The organism is Hyphomonas sp. (genome assembly GCF_022844445.1).
Classification (GTDB): Bacteria; Pseudomonadota; Alphaproteobacteria; order Caulobacterales; family Hyphomonadaceae; genus Hyphomonas.
Genome location: NZ_JALHLS010000001.1, coordinates 110,356 through 134,017 on the forward strand (window position 1 = coordinate 110,356; position 23,662 = coordinate 134,017).

Annotated in this window: 26 protein-coding genes; 5 read left to right on the plus strand and 21 right to left on the minus strand. The window is 64.4% G+C overall.

Annotation, left to right across the window (positions count from 1 at the left end; translation table 11 throughout):
* Nucleotides 1–10: 10 nt before the first annotated feature.
* From Q0C17_RS00555 to Q0C17_RS00570, 4 genes are all read right to left on the minus strand, one after another.
* Nucleotides 11–991 (minus strand): alpha/beta hydrolase, encoded by a 981-nt coding sequence (locus Q0C17_RS00555; protein ID WP_291199667.1) that lies wholly within the window; start codon nt 989–991, stop codon nt 11–13.
* A gap of 146 nt (nt 992–1,137) precedes the next feature.
* Nucleotides 1,138–1,782: a redoxin domain-containing protein gene (locus Q0C17_RS00560; RefSeq protein ID WP_291199670.1), complete on the minus strand. Its 645-nt coding sequence runs from the start codon at nt 1,780–1,782 to the stop codon at nt 1,138–1,140.
* 43 nt (nt 1,783–1,825) lie between these two features.
* The gene (locus tag Q0C17_RS00565) at nt 1,826–3,940 is read right to left on the minus strand and encodes a thioredoxin family protein (RefSeq protein ID WP_291199673.1); all 2,115 of its coding nucleotides are present in this window, start codon (nt 3,938–3,940) and stop codon (nt 1,826–1,828) included.
* A 175-nt stretch (nt 3,941–4,115) separates the two neighbouring features.
* A complete protein-coding gene (locus Q0C17_RS00570) occupies nt 4,116–4,904 on the minus strand; it encodes a SapC family protein (protein WP_291201112.1) in 789 nt (262 codons plus the stop codon).
* Between the two features lie 112 nt (nt 4,905–5,016).
* Here Q0C17_RS00570 and Q0C17_RS00575 point away from each other — a divergent pair, with 112 nt between their 5' ends.
* Nucleotides 5,017–6,891 (plus strand): DUF885 family protein, encoded by a 1,875-nt coding sequence (locus tag Q0C17_RS00575; RefSeq protein WP_291199676.1) that lies wholly within the window; start codon nt 5,017–5,019, stop codon nt 6,889–6,891.
* Between the two features lie 9 nt (nt 6,892–6,900).
* Here Q0C17_RS00575 and Q0C17_RS00580 read toward each other — a convergent pair whose 3' ends face one another.
* The 3 genes from Q0C17_RS00580 to Q0C17_RS00590 form a co-directional block, all read right to left on the minus strand.
* Nucleotides 6,901–7,248 (minus strand): hypothetical protein, encoded by a 348-nt coding sequence (locus tag Q0C17_RS00580; protein ID WP_291199680.1) that lies wholly within the window; start codon nt 7,246–7,248, stop codon nt 6,901–6,903.
* A 97-nt stretch (nt 7,249–7,345) separates the two neighbouring features.
* Nucleotides 7,346–7,681: a DUF2794 domain-containing protein gene (locus Q0C17_RS00585; protein ID WP_291199682.1), complete on the minus strand. Its 336-nt coding sequence runs from the start codon at nt 7,679–7,681 to the stop codon at nt 7,346–7,348.
* 304 nt (nt 7,682–7,985) lie between these two features.
* On the minus strand, nt 7,986–8,597 hold the full coding sequence (locus Q0C17_RS00590; protein ID WP_291199685.1) for a COQ9 family protein: 612 nt from the start codon (nt 8,595–8,597) through the stop codon (nt 7,986–7,988).
* Nucleotides 8,598–8,677: 80 nt separating this feature from the next.
* On the opposite strand from Q0C17_RS00590, the gene rpsU reads away from it, so the two are divergent.
* Complete coding sequence (gene rpsU / locus Q0C17_RS00595; RefSeq protein WP_366914748.1) at nt 8,678–8,941, plus strand: 30S ribosomal protein S21; 264 nt, start codon at nt 8,678–8,680, stop codon at nt 8,939–8,941.
* Nucleotides 8,942–9,032: 91 nt separating this feature from the next.
* Here the strand turns inward: rpsU and Q0C17_RS00600 are convergent, their stop codons facing one another.
* The 5 genes from Q0C17_RS00600 to grxC all read right to left on the minus strand — a co-directional run bounded on the left by Q0C17_RS00600 (nt 9,033) and on the right by grxC (nt 12,642).
* A complete protein-coding gene (locus Q0C17_RS00600; RefSeq protein ID WP_291199688.1) occupies nt 9,033–10,424 on the minus strand; it encodes an ABC transporter permease in 1,392 nt (463 codons plus the stop codon).
* Nucleotides 10,424–11,395: an ATP-binding cassette domain-containing protein gene (locus tag Q0C17_RS00605; RefSeq protein ID WP_291199691.1), complete on the minus strand. Its 972-nt coding sequence runs from the start codon at nt 11,393–11,395 to the stop codon at nt 10,424–10,426. The genes Q0C17_RS00600 and Q0C17_RS00605 overlap by 1 nt, the downstream gene beginning before the upstream one ends.
* 131 nt (nt 11,396–11,526) lie before the next feature.
* Nucleotides 11,527–11,829, minus strand: coding sequence for an aa3-type cytochrome c oxidase subunit IV (locus tag Q0C17_RS00610; RefSeq protein ID WP_291199694.1), 303 nt, complete (start codon nt 11,827–11,829; stop codon nt 11,527–11,529).
* A gap of 91 nt (nt 11,830–11,920) precedes the next feature.
* Nucleotides 11,921–12,367: a DUF1178 family protein gene (locus Q0C17_RS00615; RefSeq protein ID WP_291199697.1), complete on the minus strand. Its 447-nt coding sequence runs from the start codon at nt 12,365–12,367 to the stop codon at nt 11,921–11,923.
* Nucleotides 12,368–12,384: 17 nt separating this feature from the next.
* Nucleotides 12,385–12,642 carry a glutaredoxin 3 gene (gene grxC / locus Q0C17_RS00620; protein ID WP_291199700.1) on the minus strand — a complete coding sequence of 86 codons (258 nt, stop codon included), beginning with the start codon at nt 12,640–12,642 and terminating at the stop codon, nt 12,385–12,387.
* Between the two features lie 622 nt (nt 12,643–13,264).
* On the opposite strand from grxC, the gene Q0C17_RS00625 reads away from it, so the two are divergent.
* The gene (locus Q0C17_RS00625; RefSeq protein WP_291199703.1) at nt 13,265–14,212 is read left to right on the plus strand and encodes a methyltransferase domain-containing protein; all 948 of its coding nucleotides are present in this window, start codon (nt 13,265–13,267) and stop codon (nt 14,210–14,212) included.
* A 24-nt stretch (nt 14,213–14,236) separates the two neighbouring features.
* Here Q0C17_RS00625 and Q0C17_RS00630 read toward each other — a convergent pair whose 3' ends face one another.
* From Q0C17_RS00630 to Q0C17_RS00645, 4 genes are read right to left on the minus strand one after another with little or no spacing between them, the layout of a single operon-like run.
* Nucleotides 14,237–14,413, minus strand: coding sequence for a Flp family type IVb pilin (locus Q0C17_RS00630; RefSeq protein ID WP_291199706.1), 177 nt, complete (start codon nt 14,411–14,413; stop codon nt 14,237–14,239).
* A gap of 10 nt (nt 14,414–14,423) precedes the next feature.
* Nucleotides 14,424–14,828, minus strand: a complete 405-nt coding sequence (locus tag Q0C17_RS00635) for a (deoxy)nucleoside triphosphate pyrophosphohydrolase (RefSeq protein ID WP_291199709.1) — start codon at nt 14,826–14,828, stop codon at nt 14,424–14,426.
* Nucleotides 14,825–16,075, minus strand: a complete 1,251-nt coding sequence (gene argJ, locus Q0C17_RS00640; protein WP_291199712.1) for a bifunctional glutamate N-acetyltransferase/amino-acid acetyltransferase ArgJ — start codon at nt 16,073–16,075, stop codon at nt 14,825–14,827. Before argJ ends, Q0C17_RS00635 begins: the two co-directional genes overlap by 4 nt.
* The gene (locus Q0C17_RS00645) at nt 16,072–16,983 is read right to left on the minus strand and encodes a peptidylprolyl isomerase (RefSeq protein WP_291199715.1); all 912 of its coding nucleotides are present in this window, start codon (nt 16,981–16,983) and stop codon (nt 16,072–16,074) included. Before Q0C17_RS00645 ends, argJ begins: the two co-directional genes overlap by 4 nt.
* A 185-nt stretch (nt 16,984–17,168) precedes the next feature.
* On the opposite strand from Q0C17_RS00645, the gene secA reads away from it, so the two are divergent.
* Nucleotides 17,169–19,913 carry a preprotein translocase subunit SecA gene (gene secA / locus Q0C17_RS00650; RefSeq protein WP_291199718.1) on the plus strand — a complete coding sequence of 915 codons (2,745 nt, stop codon included), beginning with the start codon at nt 17,169–17,171 and terminating at the stop codon, nt 19,911–19,913.
* 143 nt (nt 19,914–20,056) lie between these two features.
* Here secA and Q0C17_RS00655 read toward each other — a convergent pair whose 3' ends face one another.
* The 4 genes from Q0C17_RS00655 to Q0C17_RS00670 all read right to left on the minus strand — a co-directional run bounded on the left by Q0C17_RS00655 (nt 20,057) and on the right by Q0C17_RS00670 (nt 21,765).
* Nucleotides 20,057–20,218: an HNH endonuclease signature motif containing protein gene (locus tag Q0C17_RS00655; protein ID WP_291199721.1), complete on the minus strand. Its 162-nt coding sequence runs from the start codon at nt 20,216–20,218 to the stop codon at nt 20,057–20,059.
* A gap of 86 nt (nt 20,219–20,304) precedes the next feature.
* Nucleotides 20,305–21,192, minus strand: a complete 888-nt coding sequence (gene folD / locus Q0C17_RS00660; protein WP_291199724.1) for a bifunctional 5,10-methylenetetrahydrofolate dehydrogenase/5,10-methenyltetrahydrofolate cyclohydrolase — start codon at nt 21,190–21,192, stop codon at nt 20,305–20,307.
* Nucleotides 21,173–21,472: a DUF167 domain-containing protein gene (locus tag Q0C17_RS00665; RefSeq protein WP_291199727.1), complete on the minus strand. Its 300-nt coding sequence runs from the start codon at nt 21,470–21,472 to the stop codon at nt 21,173–21,175. The genes folD and Q0C17_RS00665 overlap by 20 nt, the downstream gene beginning before the upstream one ends.
* Nucleotides 21,472–21,765 (minus strand): YggT family protein, encoded by a 294-nt coding sequence (locus Q0C17_RS00670; RefSeq protein WP_291199730.1) that lies wholly within the window; start codon nt 21,763–21,765, stop codon nt 21,472–21,474. Before Q0C17_RS00670 ends, Q0C17_RS00665 begins: the two co-directional genes overlap by 1 nt.
* A gap of 159 nt (nt 21,766–21,924) precedes the next feature.
* On the opposite strand from Q0C17_RS00670, the gene Q0C17_RS00675 reads away from it, so the two are divergent.
* A complete protein-coding gene (locus Q0C17_RS00675) occupies nt 21,925–23,166 on the plus strand; it encodes an MFS transporter (protein ID WP_291199732.1) in 1,242 nt (413 codons plus the stop codon).
* Here the strand turns inward: Q0C17_RS00675 and Q0C17_RS00680 are convergent.
* On the minus strand, nt 23,163–23,660 hold the full coding sequence (locus tag Q0C17_RS00680) for a hypothetical protein (protein ID WP_291199735.1): 498 nt from the start codon (nt 23,658–23,660) through the stop codon (nt 23,163–23,165). The genes Q0C17_RS00675 and Q0C17_RS00680 overlap by 4 nt on opposite strands.
* Nucleotides 23,661–23,662 lie beyond the last annotated feature (2 nt).

A 23,662-nucleotide genomic window follows, 5' to 3' on the forward strand; every position in this document is an offset into this window, starting at 1 on the left:
GGCCGCAAGATCACACGCGCCGGTGTGGATCGGAATGGTCCCATTCAGCCAGCAACATGCGCAGTGCCGAAATGAAGGCGATAGGCTGGTCCAACATCACATGGTGGCGCGCATGCGGGATCGACACGAACGGCACCTGATGGCCGAGCAGTCCGCGCATGTAGTCACGCACCTCGTCCGGCATCAGCGCGCTCTCTTCGCCCCGGATGATCGCCACCCGGCACCTCGCCGCCTTAAGGAGTTCGCCGCCATCCCGGCCCGGCTCGAACCGGGTCCAGATCGTCGGATCGAACTTCCATGTCCAGCCGCCCTCGGCGCGCTTCAGGCTCCAGCGCGCGATATAGTCCATAGCGAAATGGTTCTCGCAAAGCTGCGGCGGGGCAAGGCGGAACCGCGACAGCGCCGCTGCCAGATCCGCATAGACCTTGTGCGGACGGCCTGCGCGCGACGGGCCTTGGTTCGGCCGCTCCGGCGGGTTCACCGGACTGTCGACAATCACCATACCTTCGAACCGTTCGCCATGCTCGGCGCCGGTCACAAGCGTCACGAAACCGCCGAAAGAATGCGCGACGATCACGGGCTTTCGCGGACCGTCAAACAGGCCGGCATCTTCTGCCACCGCGACCTGCTCAGCCGAAAAGGTCGCCATGTCATAGGTCTCGCGCCATGCGCTCTCGCCCATGCCTGAGAAGGTCAACGCCGCCACATTGTAATGCTCTGCGAAGTAAGGGGCGATGAAATCCCACCAATGCGCATGCGCACCATTTCCGTGTACGAACAACAATCCCGGCGCGCCGCGCTTTCCCCAGCGTTGATAGGACACTTCAGCGCCCAGCACCTCGATCCGGTGGGTTTCGTAGGGTGTCGCCACCGCATCCGGAAACCAGTCCGGCGCAGGCGGCAACGCGCCGCGATATTCGGCCAAGGGCCCACCCTCCGACGGCATCTCCGGCGGTTGGTCGCGGACAATCGGATCACTTTCCCGGCTCATGCGGCCTCCCCGTCTCTAGCGTGTCAGTCTGCGCCGGACCGCCCCCGCCAATCAACCCCGTCCGCTACGGCAAGCCCGCTGAACGCCAGCCAAAAAGAAAGGGCCGGGCGCTTGCGCCCAGCCCCTCTTGTCCATCCGTCTCCGGATTACTTGTACTTCACCGCGCAGCCATAGGGCTTGGTCACCGGCGTCGCCACCGGCTTTCCGGCCTCAAGGTCAGCCAGCGCCGCGGTGACATAATTCGTCGCCGCACCAATGTCGGCCACCTTTGCCGTCGCCTTGGAATCGATGGCGCCGTCATAGACGAGGTCGCCTTCCGGCGCGATTATGAACATGTGGGGCGTGGTTTTTGCGCCGTAGAGCTTGCCGATCGTACCTTCCGCGTCGAGCAAGACATGCGCCGGCGCGGCCCCGCGCGAGGCGGTCAGCTGATTGGCGCGCGCCGCGTCCGCGTAGCCCTGCTCGCCCTCCGCAGACGAGATCACCGAAATCCAGACGATGTCATCCGCCGCCGCGGATTTCTGCAGCTCCTGCATGTTGGAGGGCGGCGCGGTATAGTGCTTCTTAACGAAGGGGCAGCCGTCATTTGTCCATTCGAGGACAACCGTCTTGCCGGCAAAGTCGGCCAGCGAAATCGTCTCGCCCTCAGACGTGACGCCCGAGAAGGCTGGTGCGGCAGAACCAGTCACCGGTGCAGCCTGAGCTGTGGACGCAATCAGCGCACCGGCGGACAACGCAACGGCCGTCGCCATGCCGGCGGCGAGGGACAGGTGGCGCCGGGTGATCTGCATCGTCGTCTCCTTAAAAGGGTGTTTGGGGGAAAAGAGTAAAGGCCTAGCGGCCTTCGACAAGTCCAATGACAAGTTCTTGATTGAGAAGCTCCGGCAGCACCACCGGCTCGCTCGCGCCGGCCGGATACCACAGGTACATCGGCACGCCCGCGCGCCCACGCCGTTGCAGTTCCTGCGCGATGGCCGGGTCCTTCTGTGTGAAGTCGGCCACGAGGAAAGCGACATCCGCGGCCGCGAAGGCCTCCTTCACGCGCTTCGTATTCAGTGTCGTCAACTTGTTGACCTGGCAGCTCGCGCACCAGCTTGCCGTGAAATCCACGAACACCGGGCGGCCTTCGGCCAACAAGCCCGCAACAGTCTCCACACTCCACACCGCTTCTGCATACGAAGGCACCGATGGTTCACCGCCCGCGTGGCCCGAAGGCACGTTTGCCTGCACCGCCGGCAATCCGAAACCCACCGCCAGCGCCACAATTGCCAACGCCCGGCGCCCCTGCCCGCCGCCGCGCGACACCCAGACCGCAAAACCGACCGCGGTCGCGCCGACGAGCGTCCAGCCAACCGCCCCCGCCCCGGCGAGGTCAGCCAGCACCGCCAGCAGCCAGGCCGCCGTCAGGAACATAGGGAAGGCGAAAGCCTGCTTCAGCGTGTCCATCCACTTGCCGGGCTTCGGCAGCAGGCGCTGCAGGCCTGGCACGAAGCTCAGCACCAGAAAGGGCAACGCCATGCCCAATCCCATCGCCAGGAACACCGCAATCACCGCCGGCGCGGGCTGCGTCATCACGGCGCCGAGCGCTGCCGCAAGGAACGGTCCGACGCATGGGGCGCCTACCACCGCCGCCAGCACGCCGGTGAAGAACGCACCCAGTGCGCCGCTCCGTCCGGCGAGCCCGCCGCCGAGGTTCTGCACCGACGTGCCGAGGGCGAAAGTGCCCATCAACCAGAGGCCGACGGAAAACATGATCAGCGCCAGGATCGCGACGGTGGGCGCATGTTGCATCTGGAAGCCGAGCGTCAGCATCTCAGTCGGCGTGCGCAGCGCGAGGATCACTAGCGCAAGCGCGAGGAAGGAGATCAGCACACCGCCAGTATACCAGAGCCCGTGGGCCTTCAATTCACCCGCCTGTCCGTTGGCCGCGGCCGAGACCATACCGATGGCCTTCATCGACAGCACCGGCAACACGCACGGCATTAGATTCAGGATAAGACCGCCAATGAAGGCGAAGCCGACGAGGCCGAGCAAGCCTTGCCAGCCCTGAGCACCGGCCGCGCCTGCCTCTGAGAGCGCCGAAGCAGCGGTCTCGGCCGTACCGGGCAGCACATCGCCGCGCGTTGCCCGGATCTCGTAGCCTGCAGGTTCAGCACCTCGCGCATCTACGCGGATGATGCCTTCAAGCGCCTCGCCGACCTTGCCAGCCCGGTCCGGCGTCAGCGAAAGGCTGACACCATTCGGGCCAACGCGCTGAGGCTGGTCGGCCGGATGACTGATTTCGTGTTCGAACGGGAAAAAGCGCACCTGCGCGCCCTCGGGAAATCCCCCGGACTGTGCGAGGCTGAGTGTCCAAGGCTGAGCTGTATCGGTGATCCGCGCTTCGCCGGCAAATGGACCCGGCACTTTGGCAACCCAACGGGCGATCAGCGTCCCGGACTTTGCATTCTCGACCGGCACACCAACCGGCAGCACGAGCGCGACATCCTGGCTCTCAGGAATGCAGACCGCTTCGCAGATAAGGTAGTCCGCCTCGGCCACAATGCGCACTTCGCCGGATGCGTCCCGTGGCACCGTCAGCGGCAGCGCAAACACCGCCTCGTCGTCATAGCCATAGTCCATGATCTCGCCGGGCACGACGGGAAGCAGTTTGGGCAGTGGCCACAGCATGTCGCCAAGGGCGCCGTCCGGCAGGTTGGTCCCATCCTTCAGCACCAGTTGCGGCGGCAGGCCGGCATCCCCCGCATTGCGCCAGTAGATGTGCCAGCCCGGATCCATGGTCATCTTCAGCGCGATGTAGATGGTCTCGCCCGGGGCCACGCTGGCGCGTTCGGAAATCAGCTCCGCTTCCGCGCGCCGCGCTGACGGGTCGGCCTGAGCAGGCGCAAACAGGGCAAGCAGGCAGAGAGCTGCCACAGCAGCCATCAGGGCGCGGTAGATGCGGATCATCGATCAGGTTCCCTGCCAGACATGGTCCGGGCACCATATGCGCCGGTCGCGCCGGAGGGAAAACCCCTGCTCGCCTCTTCGTGATGCCGCACCCTTTCTCGAAACGAAAACGGCCCTCCACGCGGGAGGGCCGTTTCAAGGGCATCAGCCACTAGGTTAACCTAGGTCAGCTGCGTCAGGAGACGGCCTGGCCCGGGGGCGGCGTGCGGACGGCACGGTTTACCACTTTCGACCAGTTGAGCAGCGACACGAGGTGCGCATAGCAGGCTCCGAGCGCGCCATTGTTGCGCAGTTCAACGTATTTCTCGGCTGGCAAGGCATTCAGGCGCTCCTCGGAGATCGCCCAATAGTCGGCAACCTTCTGGACAGGGCCGACTTCGCGGCCCTGTGGGTCGCGTGGCTGGAAGGTCACGGTCTTCTGCTCGAACAGGTCCATCGACGCGACGATCTTCGCGAAATCGGTGGTCGCGCGGCGCTGGCGCTCGAACTCCTTGCAGAACTCGATAGCGTCGGTGGTGAACTTGCTCGGCTGGCCATTCTCGAAGAATGGAACGTCCGGCTGGTTCGACACCATCGGCGCGGCGCGGTCGACGCAGAGCAGCAGGCGGTCGGAGGACTCGTCGGCAGCAAACACGAACGGATAGCGGCGCACGAAGGCAGGAATGTAGTAGTCTTCGAAGACGTAGCCATTCTGGTCAACGAACAGGTTCTGACCCTGACGCACGCCCATTACGGCAACCGGCGTACGCTCGTCACCGACAAAGATGATCGGATAGGAAGCGGCGGCGACGCCGAATTCGGTCACCGTCACCGGCACAGCATGGGCGGCGCGCAGGAAGGCAAAAGGCTCTGCGATCTGGCGAACGCCCAGGCCGCCATGGTTTTCGGCGGACAGGGGCTGCGGGTCCTTATAAAACAAGACCTGACCGGTAATCGGCGGTTGGCCGCCAGTTGCATTTGGCATCGTCACGAGGGCTGAACTCCTTAGATTTGGCCGGAGCGATACCGGAAATATACTCTGGCCACAACTCCCGAACCGGGCTCAATTACAGTGCACTTTCCGTGAAAAATCCGTCATGCCGCAACAGCTTCAGCCTTATCGCCCTCTCCTGCTTGCCCATCTGGGCGCAGCGGTCGTTCTCGGCCTCGTCGCGGCGTGCTCGGGCGGCGCAGATCCCGAAGGCACGCCCCGGCGCATCGTGCGCGAGGTCGAGCAGACCCTGAAAACGGTCGCACAGAACGAACTCGTGCGTGACCCCGAGCTTGCCACGCGCCTTGGTGTTCTGCCCGACGCGGCCGGATATCCCTTCGGCGGCTACCTGTCCGACCGGTCGCAAGCCGCCTTCGAGCGGGCGCGCCTCGAGCGCCTCGAAACGCTCGACGTTCTTGTGCGCACGGCGCGCCCCGCTCCCGGCAGTGCACTGGCGCGCCACCTCGACACGGTCATTGCTGCCCACGAAGCGGCTGAGCGCGTCCTCGTCTCCGGCCATGGTGCCGGCGACCTTTCCGGTTTCTACCCCTACGTCGCCGACCATATGCGCGGCGCCTATCTCGACGTGCCGGAACTACTGGCCCGCCGGCAGCCGATGGAAACGCCGGCCGATGTCGAAGCCTTCCTGTCACGCGCCTCGCAGCTGGCCGATGCAATCGACGATGACCGCCGACGGCTTGATGCCGATGCCCGCGCCGGTGTCCTTCCCCCCGCTCCGATCCTTGCCCGGATGCAGGCCCTCGCCGCATCCGGCGCTCTGGAGACGCCTGAAACGTCCTTCATGGTGCAGACCTTCGATAATCTCCTCAACGGCGTCGAAGGCCTTTCGCCAGACGCCCGCACCCAAAGCGCCGCGCGCCTGAGGACCATCTTCACCGGCGACATCCTCCCCGCCTATGCGCGCCTGGCCGAAGACATCACTGCGCTCGCCGAAAGCGCGCCATCAGAGCCCGGCGTCTGGCAGCTGGAAGGCGGCGACGCCTACTACCGCGCGATCCTCGACGCCTATACCGGCACTCGCGAGACACCCGCCGAACTGCACACACGCGGCCTTGCCGATGTGAAACGGCTCACCACCGAACTCGACGCTGCCCTCGCCGCCGCGGGCCTGCCCGATGGCACGATCGCCGAACGCCTGATCTTCCTCGGCCAGCAGCCGGGACAGTTCTACGAGGATTCAGATCTCGGCCGCGCCGCGCTGATTGAACGGCTCACGCAGCTCTCCACGAAGGCCACGGGCCTCGTCCAAACCCAGATCGGCCCTCCGCCCGCCGGCGCCGTGACCGTCAGCATGATACCGTTCGCTTTCTCGGCCGCCGCCCCTTCTGCCGTCTATACATCGCGCACCGCCGATGGCCGCAACCCGGCCCGATTCGAAATCAACCTGCTGCGCCTTGCGGACTGGCCGGACTTCAGCCTGCCGACACTCGTCTATCATGAGACCCTGCCCGGCCATCACCTCGAGAGCGCGCTGGCTGCTGAACAAGCCGCCCTGCCCCTCGCCCGGCAGCTGATCTGGAATCCGGGCTATGGTGAGGGTTGGGCGTCGTATGCAGAAACGCTTGCCGATGAAGGTGGTCTGTATACGGATGACCCACTCGGCCGCATCGGCTATCTGCAATCGATGCTGCTGCGAGCGGCCCGTGTCGTGGCAGATACCGGCATCCACCAGCAGAAATGGACCCGCGAGCGCACAATTGCCTATATTCAGGTTACCGCCGGGCTGAGCCGCGAAGCGGCCACCGACGAGGTGGACCGCTACAGCGTCTGGCCTGGCCAGGCGGCGGCCTATTGGATAGGGCGACAGCGGATCCTGGATTTGAGGGAACGCGCCCAGCGCGTGCTCGGACCACGCTTCGACGCGAAGGCCTTTCACGCCGCCATCCTCGGCGGCGGGCCCCGCCCGCTCGACATGGTCGAGGCTGACGTGACCCGCTGGTATACTGAGACGGCGCGTTAGAGGTGAAAATCAGGCCGCGAGGCGGATCACCTGACCTGTGCGGACACCGGAGCTAACAATCGGCCGGAAGCCGGCTTCAAGGTCTGCCACGATCTGTTTGCGCACCGGGGCGTCGAACTCGAGGGCCACGAACACGGCGCTGGCACCATATCGCTCGGCCTCGGCCAGGGCCCAGATCGGCTGAATGTCGTGCGGCTTGCCGGAGAGTTCAATCACCCGGAAAACGCGCCACCCGCAAGCTTCGGGGATGGCAAAAATGGCCACACCGGGAGACCGTGCCCAAGGCGCATCCGCGGCCGCCCGCTGAAACGACCACGCCTTGCCCGATTGACCGCGAAAGCTGACTGCGCTACCCATGTTCTTGCTCCGTTCCTTGTAGAATGTTCCTACTCTGTTCCAGTTTGGTTCGCAAGAAGTTTTTGATAAACAATGGGTTAACGGAACCCTGAATCCGTTAACGGACGATCGTGAACTTCCGGCTGTCAAATACGCGCAGAACCTGCCGCAGTTCCCGCCCGCGCCGGAGCACCTGGCCACCTGATCCGTACACGGCATATTGCCCCTGCCGGTTGGCAAGCGCCGGTTCCTTCTCTATTCGCCAGGTCGGGCTTTCGGCATGCCGGCGGAAGATGGCGAAGGTCGCCACATCCTTTCCGTAGCCGATCGAGTAATCGCGCGCCTCGCCGGCAATCACCAGCCGGCCATAGACATCGAGAATGGGCTGGAGTTCGCTCTTCTGGAAGGCGACCACCGGATCGGAGGCAGGCTTGCGCGAAAGATGTTCCGTCATTGATGACAGTTCCGCATAGGTTTGCGTCCGCGTCCAGCCCCAAGATCGACGCGACGCAATGAAGCCCCGGCATTCTTGCATAAACGCAGGCGCCGCGCAGTTATCCAGCTAACTGCGAATTAATCCGCCAGTCCCGAAATCTCCGCATTTCGGACTTGCCGCGGACACAGCACACCTCCATCTTTGGATTGTCGGGCGGAGGCGTTTAGCAGGTGCTCCAGACCCATCAGCCCCCCCAGCCCCCTGGGGCGCTTGATCAGCTTCTGCCCGACACCCCCCAAACCAAGAGAAGAACTGCGGCGCCTTAGCGCTTGCCGAATCGTTCCAGCACCGGCTTCACAACTTGTCCGGCGCGCCGTCCGATTCCGGAAACATTGGCGAGCCGGCGGGTGACGAATCCGTCGAGATCTTCCGGCGCCGGATTGTCCGACCAGTAGAGAATGATTGCGGGCAGCACGGCCGCCAGCAGGCCACGTTTCGAGTAGCGGTTATAGTCTTCAGAGGTGTCGCCCGCGGCGGTCCAGACCATGTCCGCCACTTTCCAGGTCCGCTGCAGGGCGGGTCCCGCACTCCAGGGCAGGAAACCCCGGCTCGCGGCGCGGCGCACCGCCTCTCGGTTGGGCTCTAACGCCGTCAGCCAGGCGAGCACCCCGCGCTTTACCTTGTCCGGTACGCGCATCGCGCTCAGGTCCTCGCCCGCCAAAGCCTTCCGGGCGGCCTCTTCCGCGTCATCAAAGAAGGCGTCGATCAGATTTACCACCCCCTGCGGGGCCGCCAACGCCTGCTCACCTTCGGATAGCCCGGCCCGGCCAGCTGCCAGCTTCGCCGCTGCTTCGCTCCAGCCCTCAAACGCCACATCCGGAAGCAGTTCGGCCAACCAGCGGCGGCGCAACAGGACAGAGGGCGGGACGGTCATCGTAAATTCCACGCAGGCTAGGGCTTGGCGAGTCTGCTTACCCCGTGATATAGGCCGCGCTTTCCGGGCTGTCAGGCCCTATCTGCCCCATTTTCCGGGCTGGCGCCCGAAACCGAACCCGATGGAGAAGTCCTATAGTACAGATCGTCGTCCGCGATAATAACGTCGAGCAAGCCCTGCGCGCGCTGAAAAAGAAGATGCAGCGCGAAGGCCTGTTCCGGGAAATGAAAGCGCGTCAGGCGTTTGAAAAGCCGTCCGAGAAGAAAGCCCGCCAGCGCGCCGAAGCCGTGCGCCGTGCCCGCAAGCTGGCTCGCAAGCGCGCCCAGCGCGAAGGTATTGTGTAAGAACGAACGGGCTGTCTGGCCCTAGAAAAAGAACCCCGCCAGCTGCAGCTGGCGGGGTTCTTTGTGTCTGGGGCCGTCCGGGACCACTTGTTCAGCTTGTTTTCGGCTTCAAGCCGATGGCTGCCTTCAGCATCCCACCCAACTCGCTGATCCCTGCGCCATGCACGGCGCCCGCGCGGTAGACTTTCGTCGCACCCCAAACTATCAGAGCCGTTGTCACCGCCATGATCACCATCTGCGCGAGGATCTCCCAGAGCGGCGGGTCTTGCGGGATGCGCAGGATCAGTAGGAAGGGCGTAAACAGTGGCACCCAGCTCGCATAATCGATCACCGGAGAGCCCGGATCCTGGAACGCAATGAAGATCGCGAACATTGGCAGCATCAGCAGGATCATCATCGGCGACAGCAGCGTCTGGGCTTCCTGGATCGTGTCGCACAGCGAACCAAGCGCCATGAAGATGGCACCATAGAGCACATAGCCGAGGATGAAGCTGACAAGCGCCGGAATGATCAGGCCGGGATCGGTCGCTGCCGCAATGAAGGGCTGAATCATCTCGACCACCGCCGGCGACTGGCTCGCCGCAAAGGCTGAACCGGCGCCCGCAAACAGCGACCAGGACAACATCATCGTCGAGGTCACCGCGAACACAGCCAGCAGTTTGCCCGCCAGCAGTTCCGGCAGCTTTACCGAGGTCAGCAACGTGTCGAAGATCTTGTTGGAACGTTCTTCGATAGTACCCATCAGGAGGTACTGGATGATCGAGAACACCATCAGCCAGAGGAAGTAAGCCAGCGCCACGGCCACGATCGATGGCGCACGGTCGGCCACGGTCACTTCCGCCCCGCCCTCACCGGCATGCGACTCAGTTAGCCGGAAAGCCGGCACCTTCACCGCGACGCGGTCAGCCTCTTTCAGGAATCCGCCGTCGAGACCTGCCGCCTCCAGCGCATTGCGCCGGCTCATGTCGCGCATTGCGATCTCTGCGGCGCGTTTCAGCGTGGTGATATTGACGTCGCCGCTCCAGTATTCCAGCACGCTGCCGTCTTCCGACAGGATCAGCGCCGCAAACAGTGGGCGTTCGCCCGCAGGCCCAGCCACCATCCGCTCGCCCGTCAGCCAGGGCCGCAGCTCCTCCAGCGAGCGCGCCGGTGCCGGCACTGCCACAAATTTGCGCTCGCCGACCGCGTCGGCCAGCTGCTCTTCCGCCTCGGCGAGCGGAATGTTCATCTGCTTGGCTAGCTCTACGGCTTCTTCAGCCGCAGCGACCGCCCGTTGTTGGAACTCGCCTTCTACTGCCCGCGCGATTACGTCGGACGGCTCGATCACCGTGTAGTAGCGCACCGGCGAGGACGAAGCAGCAAACATGCCGAACCCGACACCGATGATCAAGAAGAGCGGCACCGCCGCCAGGCTCAGCCAGAAGCCCCAGGCTTTCACATAGCCGAGGAAGTCGCGCCGGAAGATCAGGTAGATGTTGCGCATTAGGGAGCCTCCACCGCTTCGGCAGCCGTCGGCGCATCCAGCGTCGCCGCCTCAGCCTCGCCTACCAGCGAGACGAACACATCGCGCAGACGCGCCTCTTCAGGCTGGAAGCCGACAATCGGCGCGCCGGTTTCCAGCGCCGCCCGCAGCGCGTCCTGCGCGCCAAGACCCTTCGGCAGACTCACCCGCCAGGAGTCACCGGGGCCCTTGTCCGCCGCGCGGTGCGCTTCGAAGCCCTTCGGCGCCAGCGCGGCCGCAAGATCGAAGCCATGCTCCACTGCCATCCGGGCGCCCTGCCCGAGCGTCGCATAGGCTGCGTCCAGCGTACCGTCGAACACCTTGCGCCCGCGCGCCAGCATCACGATCCGGTCGCAGAGCCGCTCGGCATGTTCCATGACGTGCGTCGAGAACAGGATCGTCGCGCCGCGTTTGTGCTCGGCGCGGATCAGGTCCTCCAACGTCTGCTGGTTCATCGGGTCCAGGCCAGAGAACGGCTCATCGAGGATGAGGAAGTCCGGACGGTGCGCCAGCGTCGATAGGATCTGCACCTTCTGAGCCATGCCCTTCGACAGCTTGGAAATCCGCGTCGCTTTGAACTTGCCGAGCCCGGTTGTCTCCAGCAGCTCGTTGGCGCGCGCCTTCGCGTCCGCTGCGCTCAGGCCCTTCAGGCGCGCGAAATAGGTGATCGTGTCGCGCGCGGTCATCTTCTTGTAGAGACCGCGTTCTTCCGGGAGGAAGCCCACCCGTCGCAGGTTGCGGATATCCGGCTTTGCGCCAAACAGTGCCACCTCGCCCTCGTCCGGCGCCATCACGCCCAGCGCCATCCTCAGACTGGTCGACTTGCCCGCCCCGTTCGGCCCGAGAAAACCGATGATCTGTCCGGCCGGCACGTCGAACGAAAGATTGCTGACAGCGGTAAAACCACCGAACCTCTTCGTTGCGCCGGACATCACGAGCGGGGCATCGCCCATCGGCGGTCTCCTTTTGCAGCTGCCACAAGACTTTAGCGCAATTCGATAAAGTTCAAGGTGTATGCTGCGGCAAGGCTTAGAGCCACGTTAAGCACGCGCTCCGGAATGTCATGAATTGAAGAGCTTGCCGCTTAGAGAACGGTGCCGAACAGCCAGATCATCGCTTGCACGAGCAGCGCGAGCACGATCATCACGACGACCGTGGCCATCCAGCGGCCGCCGAGGTTCATGAACCCGCCGGCACCAAAGCCGACGATCGCCATGATACCGAGCGAGACCGCCCAGGGCAGACCGATCGCGATCGCAAGAACGGCATGGCCAACCATCAGGATGATGAGCAGTCCGCCCCAGACGCTACCGGTGATAAATCCATCCCAGGTCGCCTTCTGGTCGCGGATGTCCATTTCGCCGCGGTGATACTCGTGGGTGGCCATGTCTGCCCTCTTGGATTCGGTTTGCCGCCTTCTAACCAAGCCCTCCGCCGGCATCAAGCGCGGCAAAGCGCCCCTCTCGCGGCGGCGGGCGTCAGTTCAGCGTTGTCGGCGCTTTCCGCTTCGGCGGCTTTGGGGCGAACGGAGCCGGTAGTGGCATCGCCTGAACGCCCTCTTCCTTAAGAGCTTCGCGCTCTTCGGCAGTGGTTTCACCCCAGATCGGACGGTCATCTGCCTCGCCGTAATACATCGCCCGCGCCTCTTCGGCGAAGCTGTCCCCGACATAGTCGAAGTTCTCCGCCACATGCGCGCGCGCCTTGGCAGCAAACTCAGCAAACGCCTTTTCCGGATCAGGGACAGCGGTCTTGCCCTTGGTTGTCTTCACCGCGGGCGCCATGATCTGCTTTGAAACCTTGCGGCCATCGCAGTCCGGGCACGCAACCAGCTTGCGCTTCGCCTGCCGGTCAAACGCCTCCGACGAGGCAAACCAGGCCTCGAATTCGTGTTCACAGTCGCCGCAGGCCAGCGCGTAGCGGATCATGCGCGCCCCCGTTCCCGTCAGGCCGCCAACAGCGGGTCAAGCTTGCCGGCCCGGTCGAGGGCCATCATGTCGTCGCAGCCGCCGATATGCCGGTCGCCCACGAAGATCTGCGGGAACGTCTTTCCGCCATTCGAGCGCTGGACCATCTCCTCGCGCTTTGCAGCGTCCATCCCGGCATCAATCTCGGTGAAATCAGCCTTCTTGTCCTTAAGCAACGCCACCGCACGCGAACAATAGGGGCAGAACTGACGGGTATAGATCGTGACCTTGGCCATCCTGTAGTCCTTTCGCATCGGCAGGCGCATTCTGCCCTGACGAGTTAATTATATGGTTACGTCAGCTTTCCCGACAACGCGCGCCAGCACAAGCACGTCAACGTGCCGCGCCCCTGCCTGTTTGAGGGCGCGCACACGCCGAAAGGGTCACCCCGCGCATTAGAACGGTGTCAACCAGCGGCGCCTGCTTGCCCGCCACTTCCGCCCCGTCTTAGACAACTTGAATGCCGGGGACATGTTGCGCTGCCGGGCCCGCCGAGCCAGCCGGACGGGTTGAGCTCCTGCACCAACAACCGCGCACAATGCGACGTCACGGGCACTAAGACGTCTGCCGCGTCGATCAGAAACCAGCCTGCCTGCCGCAGCCGCAGAGCCTGCCCAGCCGGTCCCAGCGCCCTCCCCGCTTCAGGTCCGGCACCCGGGCGCCGGGAGGGCTCTTCATGGATCAGCGCCGCCTGCACCCGGTCCCAGCGGGACGCCGCACCGGTCACACAAAGGAACGTAAACGTAGCGCAACTGCACAGCGTCGTCTGGCGCCCGCAGTCCGCTGCCCACGCCGCGCGCGCCGCTGACGATGGTGGACGGGGGCTGGAAGAAATCACCCGCCGAGCGGAAAAACGCCTTGGCCCGCGCGCCCCGCGTGGGCATACCCCTCGCCATGCCGTCTCCACCGCCCGCCCCGACGCAGATCTTTGACCGGGCGCGCCTAGCCGCCCGCCGCCAGCGGCTTGCCCCAAACTTTGCAGACTACGGCTTCCTGCGTCAGCGCGTGATCGCAGACCTTGAATCCCGGCTGGACGACACGCCCCGCCGGTTCGAACGCGGCCTCGAACTTGGCGCGGCCGGCGGCGAGTTGTCCGCCCGCCTCATCACCAGCGGCAAGGCCGCCGATATGGTGGCCGCCGACACGGCGTCCGCGTTCTTGGAAGTTGCCCGCGCGCGCGGACTCGAAAGCGTGCTGGCGGACGAAGAAGACCTCGCCTTCCCGCCGGCAAGCTTCGACCTGGTCGCGGCGCCGCTGACCCTGCACTGGGTCAATGACCTGCCGGGCGCCCTCGCCCGCATCCGGCGCAGTCTGAAGCCGGACGGCCTGTTTGTAGGCGCGCTGTTCGGCGCCGGTACGCTCACCGAGTTGCGCAGCGTGCTGACCGATGCCGAAACCGAACTCACCGGCGGCCTCGCGCCGCGTCTCTCGCCGCTCCCGGGCCTGCGCGACATGGCGGGCCTGTTGCAGCGCGCCGGCCTTGCCCTGCCGGTCGCCGATCGGGACACAGTCACCGTCCGCTACGCTGACCCCCTTCGCCTCCTGGCAGACCTGAAAGGCATGGGCGAGCGCGCTGCCTTCACGCGTGGCCATGGCCGGCCCCTTCCCCGGCGCGTGCTGGCGCGCGCGCTGGAGCTTTATCGCGAACGCTACGCCGCCGCGGACGGGCGTGTGCCCGCCACGTTCGAGATCGTGCATGTGCTGGGATGGGCGCCAGCACCCGGCCAGCCGCAGCCGCTGAAACCCGGCAGCGCAAAAGTCAGCCTCGCGGACGCGGTGCGCCGCGCGCAGAAGGACGAAAGCTAGGGATTTTGTCCGCTTACAGACGGATCAGACGACGATTGAGTCTTCGATGGTCTGGTAGGTCCGGTCATTGGCGTCGGCCACGGATGTCAGGCCGGCAAGAAGCGCCACCACGATCAGCGCAGCAATCAGGCCATACTCAACCGCTGTCGCACCGCGTGCATCAGCGTGAAGGTTCCGGAAGAGGCAGCGCAGTGCGTTCATCGTCAATCCATCAGGGCCGCCGGGCGAGCCAATCAAAAAGGGGCAGGTCTGCCGGCGGGGCCGGGTAGTCTCTCAGCCTTGATGCCTCTACCCACGCTATGGCCTGACCTTCGCGCGGACGGAGGAACCCCGACCATTCTTTACACCCGTACAATGGCATTATCAGGTGAAAATCAGGGTAAGCGAAGCTGGCGAAAGTCAGCGGTTCCAGTGAGCTTTCGTTAACCGTGATGGAGAGTTCTTCTTCCAGCTCACGCACCAGCGCCGCTTCCGGCGCCTCGCCCGGCTCCAACTTGCCGCCAGGAAACTCCCAAAGGCCCGCAAGCTGCTTTCCTTCCGGCCGCTGCGCCAGCAGGATGCGCCCGCCTGCGTCAAACAGCGCGGCCGCCACAACCAGCAAAACCGGTTTCGTCATGTCCGATAGGCGCCGTTGATGTCGACATAGCCGTGCGTGAGATCGCAGGTCCAAACAGTCGCCCCGCCGCTGCCGACGCCGAGATCGACGCGGATGCGGAACTCGGCCTTGGCGAACACAGCGCTCGCCGCAGCCTCGGCATAGTCCGGCGCCCGCGCGCCATCCTTTGCCACCTGCACATCATCGAACCAGATGGCGAGCTTCTCGAGATCCACCGGTTGGTAGGACTTGCCGACCGCCATCACGATCCGGCCCCAGTTGGCGTCGCCCGCCGCCATTGCCGTCTTGATGAGCGGAGAGTTGGCGATCGACACCGCGACCGCCTTGGCCGAGGCATCGGACGAAGCGCCTGTCACGCGGACCGTGGCGATCTTGCTCGCTCCTTCCCCGTCCTTGACCACCTGCATCGCGAGGTCATGGCATACGCCCAGCAACGCTTCGGCGAAAGCGGCAAAACGCGGGTCTTCGCGTGTCGTGATCGGCGCCATGCCGCTCGCCCCTGTCGCGAACACCATCAGCGTGTCGGAGGTCGAGGTGTCACCGTCCACCGTGATTGCATTGAAGCTGAGATCGGCAACCGTGCGCAGTGTCTCCTGCAGCAGCGCCGGCGCCACCGCCGCGTCGGTGAATACATAAGCCAGCATCGTCGCCATGTTCGGCGCGATCATGCCTGAGCCCTTGGCGATGCCGGCGAGGCGCACTTCGGCGCCGCCGATATCCGCCACACAGCCCGCGCCCTTCGGATAGGTGTCGGTCGTCATGAACGCCCGCGCGGCGCGCTCCCAGTCCGGCGCGCCAAGCTTCGCCGCAAGGTCCGGCACGAAGGCGCCAACATAGTTCGGATCACTCAGCGGCTCGCCGATCACACCGGTCGCGGCCAGGAAACACGTCTCACGCTTGACGCCGAGCGCCGCTGTCAGTGCGGCCAGCGTCGCGTCATTCTTCAAGACGCCCTTGGGACCCGTGAAGGCATTCGAGTTGCCGGAATTTGCCACCAGCGCCCTCGCTTTGCCGGCACCTGTTTCCAGCGCCTCGCGGCACCAGCGCACGTCTGCCGAAGCTGTAAGCGAACGGGTGAATACGCCGCCGCAGATCGTGCCTTCGTCGAACACGAACAGAAACACGTCGTCCCGCACGACGCCGCGGCGCGCATAGAAACCTCGGCTGCCGGTCGCCGCCTTCAGGCCGCGCACCTCCGGCAAATCGGGAAACTTGGCAGGTGCAAAAGGCGACGGCGTCAGGTTCACAGGTCATCATCTCCGGGAGGGCTCTGAGGAATTTGCGGCACCGGGTCAGTAGTCGGCACATAGGTCTGGCCGCTTCCCTGCTCGATATTTGCCTCGGTGCGCAAGCGGCGCAGGATACGGCTCACCTCATTGAGGGTCAGGAAGGTTGCGATCTCTGGACGCATCTCCTCGCGCGTCTTCGGTGGCTCGGTCCGCCGGTCCTTCACCTTCAGGATATGCCAGCCTTCGCCTGTCTCGAACGGCGGCGAAACTTCGCCCTCCGGCGTATTGGCAATCACCACCGGGAAAGGATCAGCGAGGTCGTTCGGCGACAGAAAGCCCAGGTTGCCGTTCTCCATCCGCGTGCGTGTGTCCTTGGAATTGTTGAACACGAGGCTCTCGAACGTCTCGCCCTTCTCGATACGGCGGAACAGCTCATCGGCCTCCTCCTTGGTCTCCACCAGGATATGGGCCACCGACACCTGATCGTTTGCCTGCTGCAGGCGCACCTGCTCGGCATACATCTTGTCGATCGCCGCTTCGGTCACTTCCTGCGCCACAAGGCTTTCCACCAGCAGGTTGCCGAGGATGCGCTCGCGCGCCATCTCCAGCCGGCGCTGGCTGCCTGCATCCCGGTCCAGCTGCCGCCGCCCGGCCTCCTGTGCCATCAGTTTCTGGTCGATCAGCTGGTCCAGGACAATCCGGTATTCCTCGTCATCCGGACCAAATTCCTGACCGGCGCTGATCAGCCCCCGGGCAACTGCCTCCAGCTCCACATCCCCCTCGAACACCGGCTCCCCGTTGACCGTGGCTGCGACCGTTTGGTCCCTCACCTCGATCTCGGTGACTGCGGTTTCGGTGCGCCCACAGGCGCCAATCGCCAGCAGCAGCGCGAAAACCGCCAAATGTGCGCGTGAAATCAAAGGCATGGCTTGCCCCCACAGACTGAGGGCGCCGCATTGACACCCTTTGGCGGCGTTCTTAAGTCTGCCCCGCGTGCTGGTCGAGTGGTTTCAGCCAGGCAAAGCGCGGTGGGATATCGGCTTAAAATCCTGTAAGCTTCGGTTCAGGATCGCCCCCGTACATCCTCGCAAACTGTTTGGTGCTGCTTCACATGCTTACTGTCGCCCGCAAGATATTCGGAACTGCCAACGACCGCCGCCTGAAACCGCTCCGCGCCCGAGTGAACCGAATCAACGCGCTCGAGCCGATCATGGAAGCGCTCTCTGACCAGTCCCTGAAGGGCAAGACCCAGGAATTCCGAAAGCGCCTCGCCGATGGCGCCACCCTCGACAGCCTGCTCGAAGAAGCCTTCGCGGTCGTGCGCGAGGCCGCCAAGCGCGCCAACAACATGCGCCACTTCGACGTACAGCTGATGGGCGGCATGATCCTGCACTCCGGCGCCATCGCCGAGATGCGCACCGGTGAGGGCAAAACCCTTGTTGCCACCCTCGCCGCCTATCTCAACGCCCTGTCCGGCAAGGGTGTCCACGTCATCACCGTCAACGACTACCTCGCCCGCCGCGACGCCGAATGGATGGGCCGCATCTACGGCGCCCTCGGAATGACCACTGGCACCATCGTGCACGGCATCACCGACGAGGAGCGCAAAGCTGCCTACGCCGCCGACATCACCTACGGTACCAACAACGAGTTCGGCTTCGACTACCTGCGCGACAACATGAAGTACTCGCTGGAGCAGATGGCCCAGCGCGGTCACCACTACGCCATCGTCGACGAGGTGGACTCCATCCTGATTGACGAAGCGCGCACACCGTTGATCATTTCCGGCCCGACGGACGACCGCTCGGACCTCTACATCAAGATCGACAGCCTGATCCCTCGCCTGGAAGCCTCCGACTTCGACCTCGACGAGAAACAACGCTCTGTCGTCTTCTCCGAAACCGGTACCGAGAAGATGGAAGGCTGGATGGTTGAACTCGGCCTCCTCGAAGGATCGCTCTGGGAACCGGGCAACATCTCGCTCGTCCACCATTCGAACCAGGCCCTGCGCGCCCACAAGCTCTACAGCCGCGACAAGGACTATATCGTCAAGGACGGTCAGGTGATGCTGATCGACGAGTTCAACGGCCGCATGATGGAAGGTCGCCGCCTCTCTGAGGGCCTGCACCAGGCCATCGAGGCGAAGGAGCGCGTCGACATCAAGCCTGAAAACGTCACCCTCGCCTCGATTACGTTCCAGAACTATTTCCGCCTCTACAAGAAGCTCGCGGGCATGACCGGGACGGCGTTGACCGAGGCCGACGAGTTTGCCGACATCTACAAACTCACGGTCGTTGATCTGCCTACGAACAAACCGGTCCTGCGCAAGGATGACGACGATGTCGTCTACCGTACCGCCAAGGCAAAATACGCCGAGATCGTGAAGGAAGTAAAAGAGGTCCACGCCAAGGGCCAGCCGATCCTGCTCGGCACCGCCTCGATCGAGAAGTCCGAACTCCTGTCCAACCTGCTCACTGCGCAGCGCATCCCGCACAAGGTGCTGAACGCACGCTATCACGAGCAGGAAGCCTTTATCGTCGCCAATGCCGGCGTGCCCGGCGCCGTCACGGTTGCCACTAACATGGCAGGCCGCGGCACCGACATCCAGCTCGGCGGCAACGCCGACATGCGCCTCGCCGCAGAGCGGGCCGAGAAAGAAAAAGGCCTCGGCCGCGTCCTCTCCGAAGGCGAGGTCTCCCTCCTGTCCGCCCAGATCCGGGCCGACATCGAAGTCAAGAAGAAGCAGGCGCTCGATGCCGGCGGTCTTTATGTTCTGGGCACGGAGCGTCACGAATCCCGCCGCATCGACAACCAACTGCGGGGCCGTACCGGCCGGCAGGGCGACCCTGGCCGCTCGAAATTCTACATCTCGATCGAAGACGACCTGATGCGCATCTTTGCGGCCGACCGCATGGACGCCGTTATGCGCCGCCTCGGCATCAAAGAAGACGAGGGCATAACCCATCCCTGGATGAACAAGGCGATGGAAACTTCGCAGCGCAAGATCGAGGAGCGCAACTTCGAGATGCGCAAGAACGTCCTCAAGTATGACGACGTGATCAACGACCAGCGCAAGGCCATCTTTGAACAACGCCTTGACTTCCTGCGCTCCGACGACGTCTCCGACACTGTCCTCGACATGCGCGACAACGTTATCGACGCGCTCGTCACCCGGACGATGCCCGAGAAGGCCTATGCGGAACAATGGGACATGGACGGCCTTGCCGAAGCCCTTCGCGCCGATCTCGCGGTCGATCTGCCGGTCAAGCAATGGGCCGGAGAGGAAGGCGTCGCCAACGAGGAGATCGCCGAACGCATCCGAGCGGCAGTCACCCAGCACTATACCGGCCTCACCGCTTCCGTCGGCGAGCAACAGATGCGCCGCATCGAGAAACAGCTCCTCCTGCAGGTGCTCGACCTGCGCTGGCGCGACCACCTGCAGCTCATCGACCAGCTGCGATCGGTTATCCACCTGCGCTCTTACGGCCAGCGCGATCCGCTGAACGAGTTCAAGCGCGAAGCTTTCAACCTGTTCGACACGCTGCTCGGAGAACTGCGCGCCACGGTTACCCGCTCGCTGATGCATATCCGCGTGCAGGCGCCCCAGCCGCAGGAAGCGCCGCGCCGGACCGCTACGCCGGTCCAGATGCCCGCCCCGCAGCGCCCTCCAGAGGCGCGCGAGACCAAGCTCGACCCCGATACCGGCGTCAACGAAATGAACCTGTCCGAAGCCCCGGTCGATCTTCCGCAGGCGGAAGATGACTGGTCGAACACGCCGCGCAACTCTGCCTGCCCTTGCGGCTCCGGCAAGAAATACAAACACTGCCACGGCGCCATCGAAACCCAGAAAGTCTGACGCCTCGCATCCCGAGACAAAGGCCAGCCCCCCAAGGTGGCTGGCCTTTTCATAAGTGGACGGGGGAAGCCACCGGCAGCCCTCACCTCCCACCTTCGCTCGCTCCCGCTAGCCCCACCTCTCGCGCAAGCGGGAGAGAAGCGTCAAAGGCGTGCGCCCTTTCGCCAATTGCAAACCGCATGCGCCAGCTGCAAATTCCCCGGCGCGTCAGACCCGCCCGCCGCCTTCGGTCTGATATGATCAAGCGTCGGCCGCTGCTTCTTCCAGAGCGTTGCATGCGCGAGGTCAAACCGGCTCGCCGGCATCGCCAATCCGCATAGCGCGCAGCAGCCGTCCTGCTTCGCCCAGAGCGCCCGAAAAAGCTCCGTGTCCGGAGGTGAGAAACTCTGGCTCACAGGTCCGGCGGCAAGGTCCAGCCGCGCCGCGCACAGGCCGCGATCACCGTATTGCGCAAGAGGCACGCGACTGTCATCAGCCCTACCCCGCCCGGCACCGGCGTGATATGCGCGGCCACTTCCGCACAGCTGTCGAAATGCGCGTCGCCCACCAGCTTCGTCTTGCCCTCGCCCTTCTCCGGCGCCGGAACGCGGTTGATGCCGACATCGATGATCGCCGCGCCGGGCTTCACCCAGTCTCCCCGCACCATCTCCGGCTGTCCGACCGCCGGCACGAGAATGTCCGCCAGCCGGCAGACGGCGGCGAGATCCTTTGTGCGACTATGCGCGATGGTTACGGTGCAGTTCTCCGCCAGGAAGAGCTGCGCCGTTGGCTTGCCGACGAGGATCGACCGTCCGATCACCACCACATGCTTGCCCGAAAGATTCTCGCCTAGCGCCTCTTTCGCCATGATCACGCAGCCGGTCGGCGTACACGGGCGAAGGCCCGGCTTGCCAAGCGCGAGGCGCCCGGTGGAAATCTCCGTCAGCCCGTCAACATCCTTGGCCGGATCAATCCGGGCAATCGCTGCGTCGGGATCGAGCCCCTTCGGTAAGGGCAGCTGCAACAGAATTCCGTCCACGGAAGGATCGGCATTAAGGTTCGCGATCACGGCCTCCACTTCGGCCTGTGTCGCGTCCGCCGCGAGGGTGTAATGGCGCGAGAGCATGCCCGCCTCTACCGTCGCCTTGCCCTTGTTGCGGACATAAACTTGGCTCGCCGGGTCTTCGCCCACCAGCACCACGGCCAAGCACGGCTGGCCTGGAAGGGCCGCCACCGCCTTCGCCACCGCAGCCTTCACTCCGGCGGAAATCTCATGCCCGTCAATCCGCTTTGCGCTCATCTGCCAGCCAGCCCTCAATCACACCCGCAAGCTCCGGCGGGCCTTCAATCTCGAGGCCTTTTAGCCGGTTCTTGTCGCCCGTCACCACCCGTACCGCAGACTTTCCGAGGCCGAGGGCCTTCGCGACGGTCATCTCCACGGCCGCGTTCGCGGCCCCGTCTGCGGGGCGCGCGCGCACGCGGACCTTCAGGAATAACCGGCCGGCCTCGTCCTGGCCCCTGCCTTCGATTCGGTCAGCCGAGGCGCCTGGCTGGACCCGCACGGCCAGCCGGTGGCGCATCAGAACGGCGCGAGGCTGTAGCCATAGCGCGAGATCACCGAGCGCAGGAAGAAAATGATGAGCAGCACCACTAGCGGCGTCAGGTCGATACCCGACATCGGCGGCAGCATGTTGCGGATCGGCCGGTAAAGCGGCTCCGTCATGCGCTCCAGCCCACCCCAGATCTGGGCGACAACATTGTTGCGCAGGTCCAGCACGCGGAAGGTGAGCAGCCAGGACAGAACGGCTTGGATCAGGATGATCCAGGTTGCGATGCTGAGGATAACAAGAATGACGTCGAGGATCGCTTTCATGGCGGCGGGGTCGCTCCGGCGTTGGGGTCTGAACTAGGTGTCACTTAGAGTGTATCGCCCCCCTCCGGCAAGGTTCAGCTAGCCGATTGTCGCAGGGGAAGGGTTTGGCAACCCTGCCCAACCACCCTAGCTTTCATCCCTTCCTGCGGGGCGATGCACATGGATCATGCCGAAACACCGCTGCACCCCCTGTCGGCGCTGCAGCGAAACCTGCTTATGCTGGCCACCATCGCGATGGGCGCGGGGATGAGCATCAACTTCGTCGTCGTCGCCCCCCTCACCCGCAAGGCCGGGCTCGGCGAGGTCGAGGTCGCCGCGATCCTGACCCTGTCGACCCTGCTCTATGCCTTTATGATCCCCCAATGGGGCCGCATCGCGGACCGCGTCGGCAGGAAGCGGGTGATGGTCTTTTCGCTGATCATGATGGGCGTCACCAACACGGCCTTCCTGTTCACGCTGGAGGCAGCCCTCGCGGGCGTGATGACCGGCACGGCGCTGCTGCTGACGCTTGTCTTCGTGCGCCTCTGGTTCGGCCTGCTGACGCCGGGCCTGCAGCCTGCCTCGATGGCGGCGATGACGGATGCAACGACGCCGGCCAACCGCGCGGCCGGCCTCGGCATGCTCGGCGCCGGCATGAGCATCGGCTCGATCCTCGGCCCGGCCGGCGCTGCCGCGCTCGCGCCCTTTGGCGCGCTTGCCCCGCTCTGGGGCACGATCATTTTCTGCATCGTTGTCGGCATCCTGTTGGGCTTCACCCTGCCCAAGACAGTCCCGCGCGACCGTTCGATGCCGCGCCCGAAACCGCTGGCAATGTTCGACAAGCGGGTCCGCCCCCACCTCGCATTCCTCGTCGCCTATTTCATCTGTGTCGGTATGATCCAGCAAACGCTCGGCTGGTTCATCGAGGACCGCTACAATCTCGGCGATCTCGGCGAAAAGTCCGGAGAAACCGCTGTTCTCTATACCGGCATTGTGTTCGCCTGCATGGCGGTGGCCACCATTGCCGTGCAGTTCGGCTATATTTCCCGCCACAAGCCTGACCCCCGCAAGGTGCTGCCCATCGGGCTCGGCATCGTGGTGATCGGCTATGTTGGCGCCGACACGCTGATGGCTTTCCCGCTTCTCTGCGCCAGCTTTTTCATTGTCGGCGTCGGCTCAGCGCTGGCGATTCCGTCGGCCAATGCGCTCGGAAGCCTGTCGGTGACACGCGAGGAACAAGGCTCCGCTGCGGCCCTGATGTCCGCAGCGCCGCCCGCCGGCTTCATATTCGGCCCGCTGATCGGCGCCGTGCTTTACAGCGTCGACCACGCTTTGCCGCTGGTCGCCTCCGCTGTGTTGATGACCGGCCTGACGATCTATGCCTGGACACTGACCCGGCGTGCGCAGGCACCCTCGGCCTAGTCGACTTCCGGAGGCGACTTGCCGAAGGCAATGACCGCGCCCGGCAGCGTGAAGGACAGCAGGATCAATCCGCCGAAGATGGCATTCCAGTGCGCGCCTTCCGTCGGCTGCCAAAGGGCGAGCTTGCCATTGGCGGCCATGTCGGTGGTCAACATCATGTACAGGACGCCGATCAGGACGATGCCCGAAAAGACCGAGTGCGCCTGGAATGAGGCCCGGTTGCGCTCGTCGCGCTCGCGTTCGTCGAGCAGGCTTTCCGGCTCCTGCGTCTGGCGGTGCAGGCTTGAGCCGGCCAGCACCGTGAAGATGACGAGCGACGCTACCACCGCGCCAAGTCCGGCGAGGCTGAGCGCCGCGCCCCCGCCAGAAGTCAGCGGAACAAGCTGCAGGAGACAGCCGAGCGGATACAGCACATAGAGCCCGATCAGCAGCATACGGACGGTTCCGGTATTCAGCTGGCGGCCGAACGGATGGGCTTTGGAACGGATGAACATGG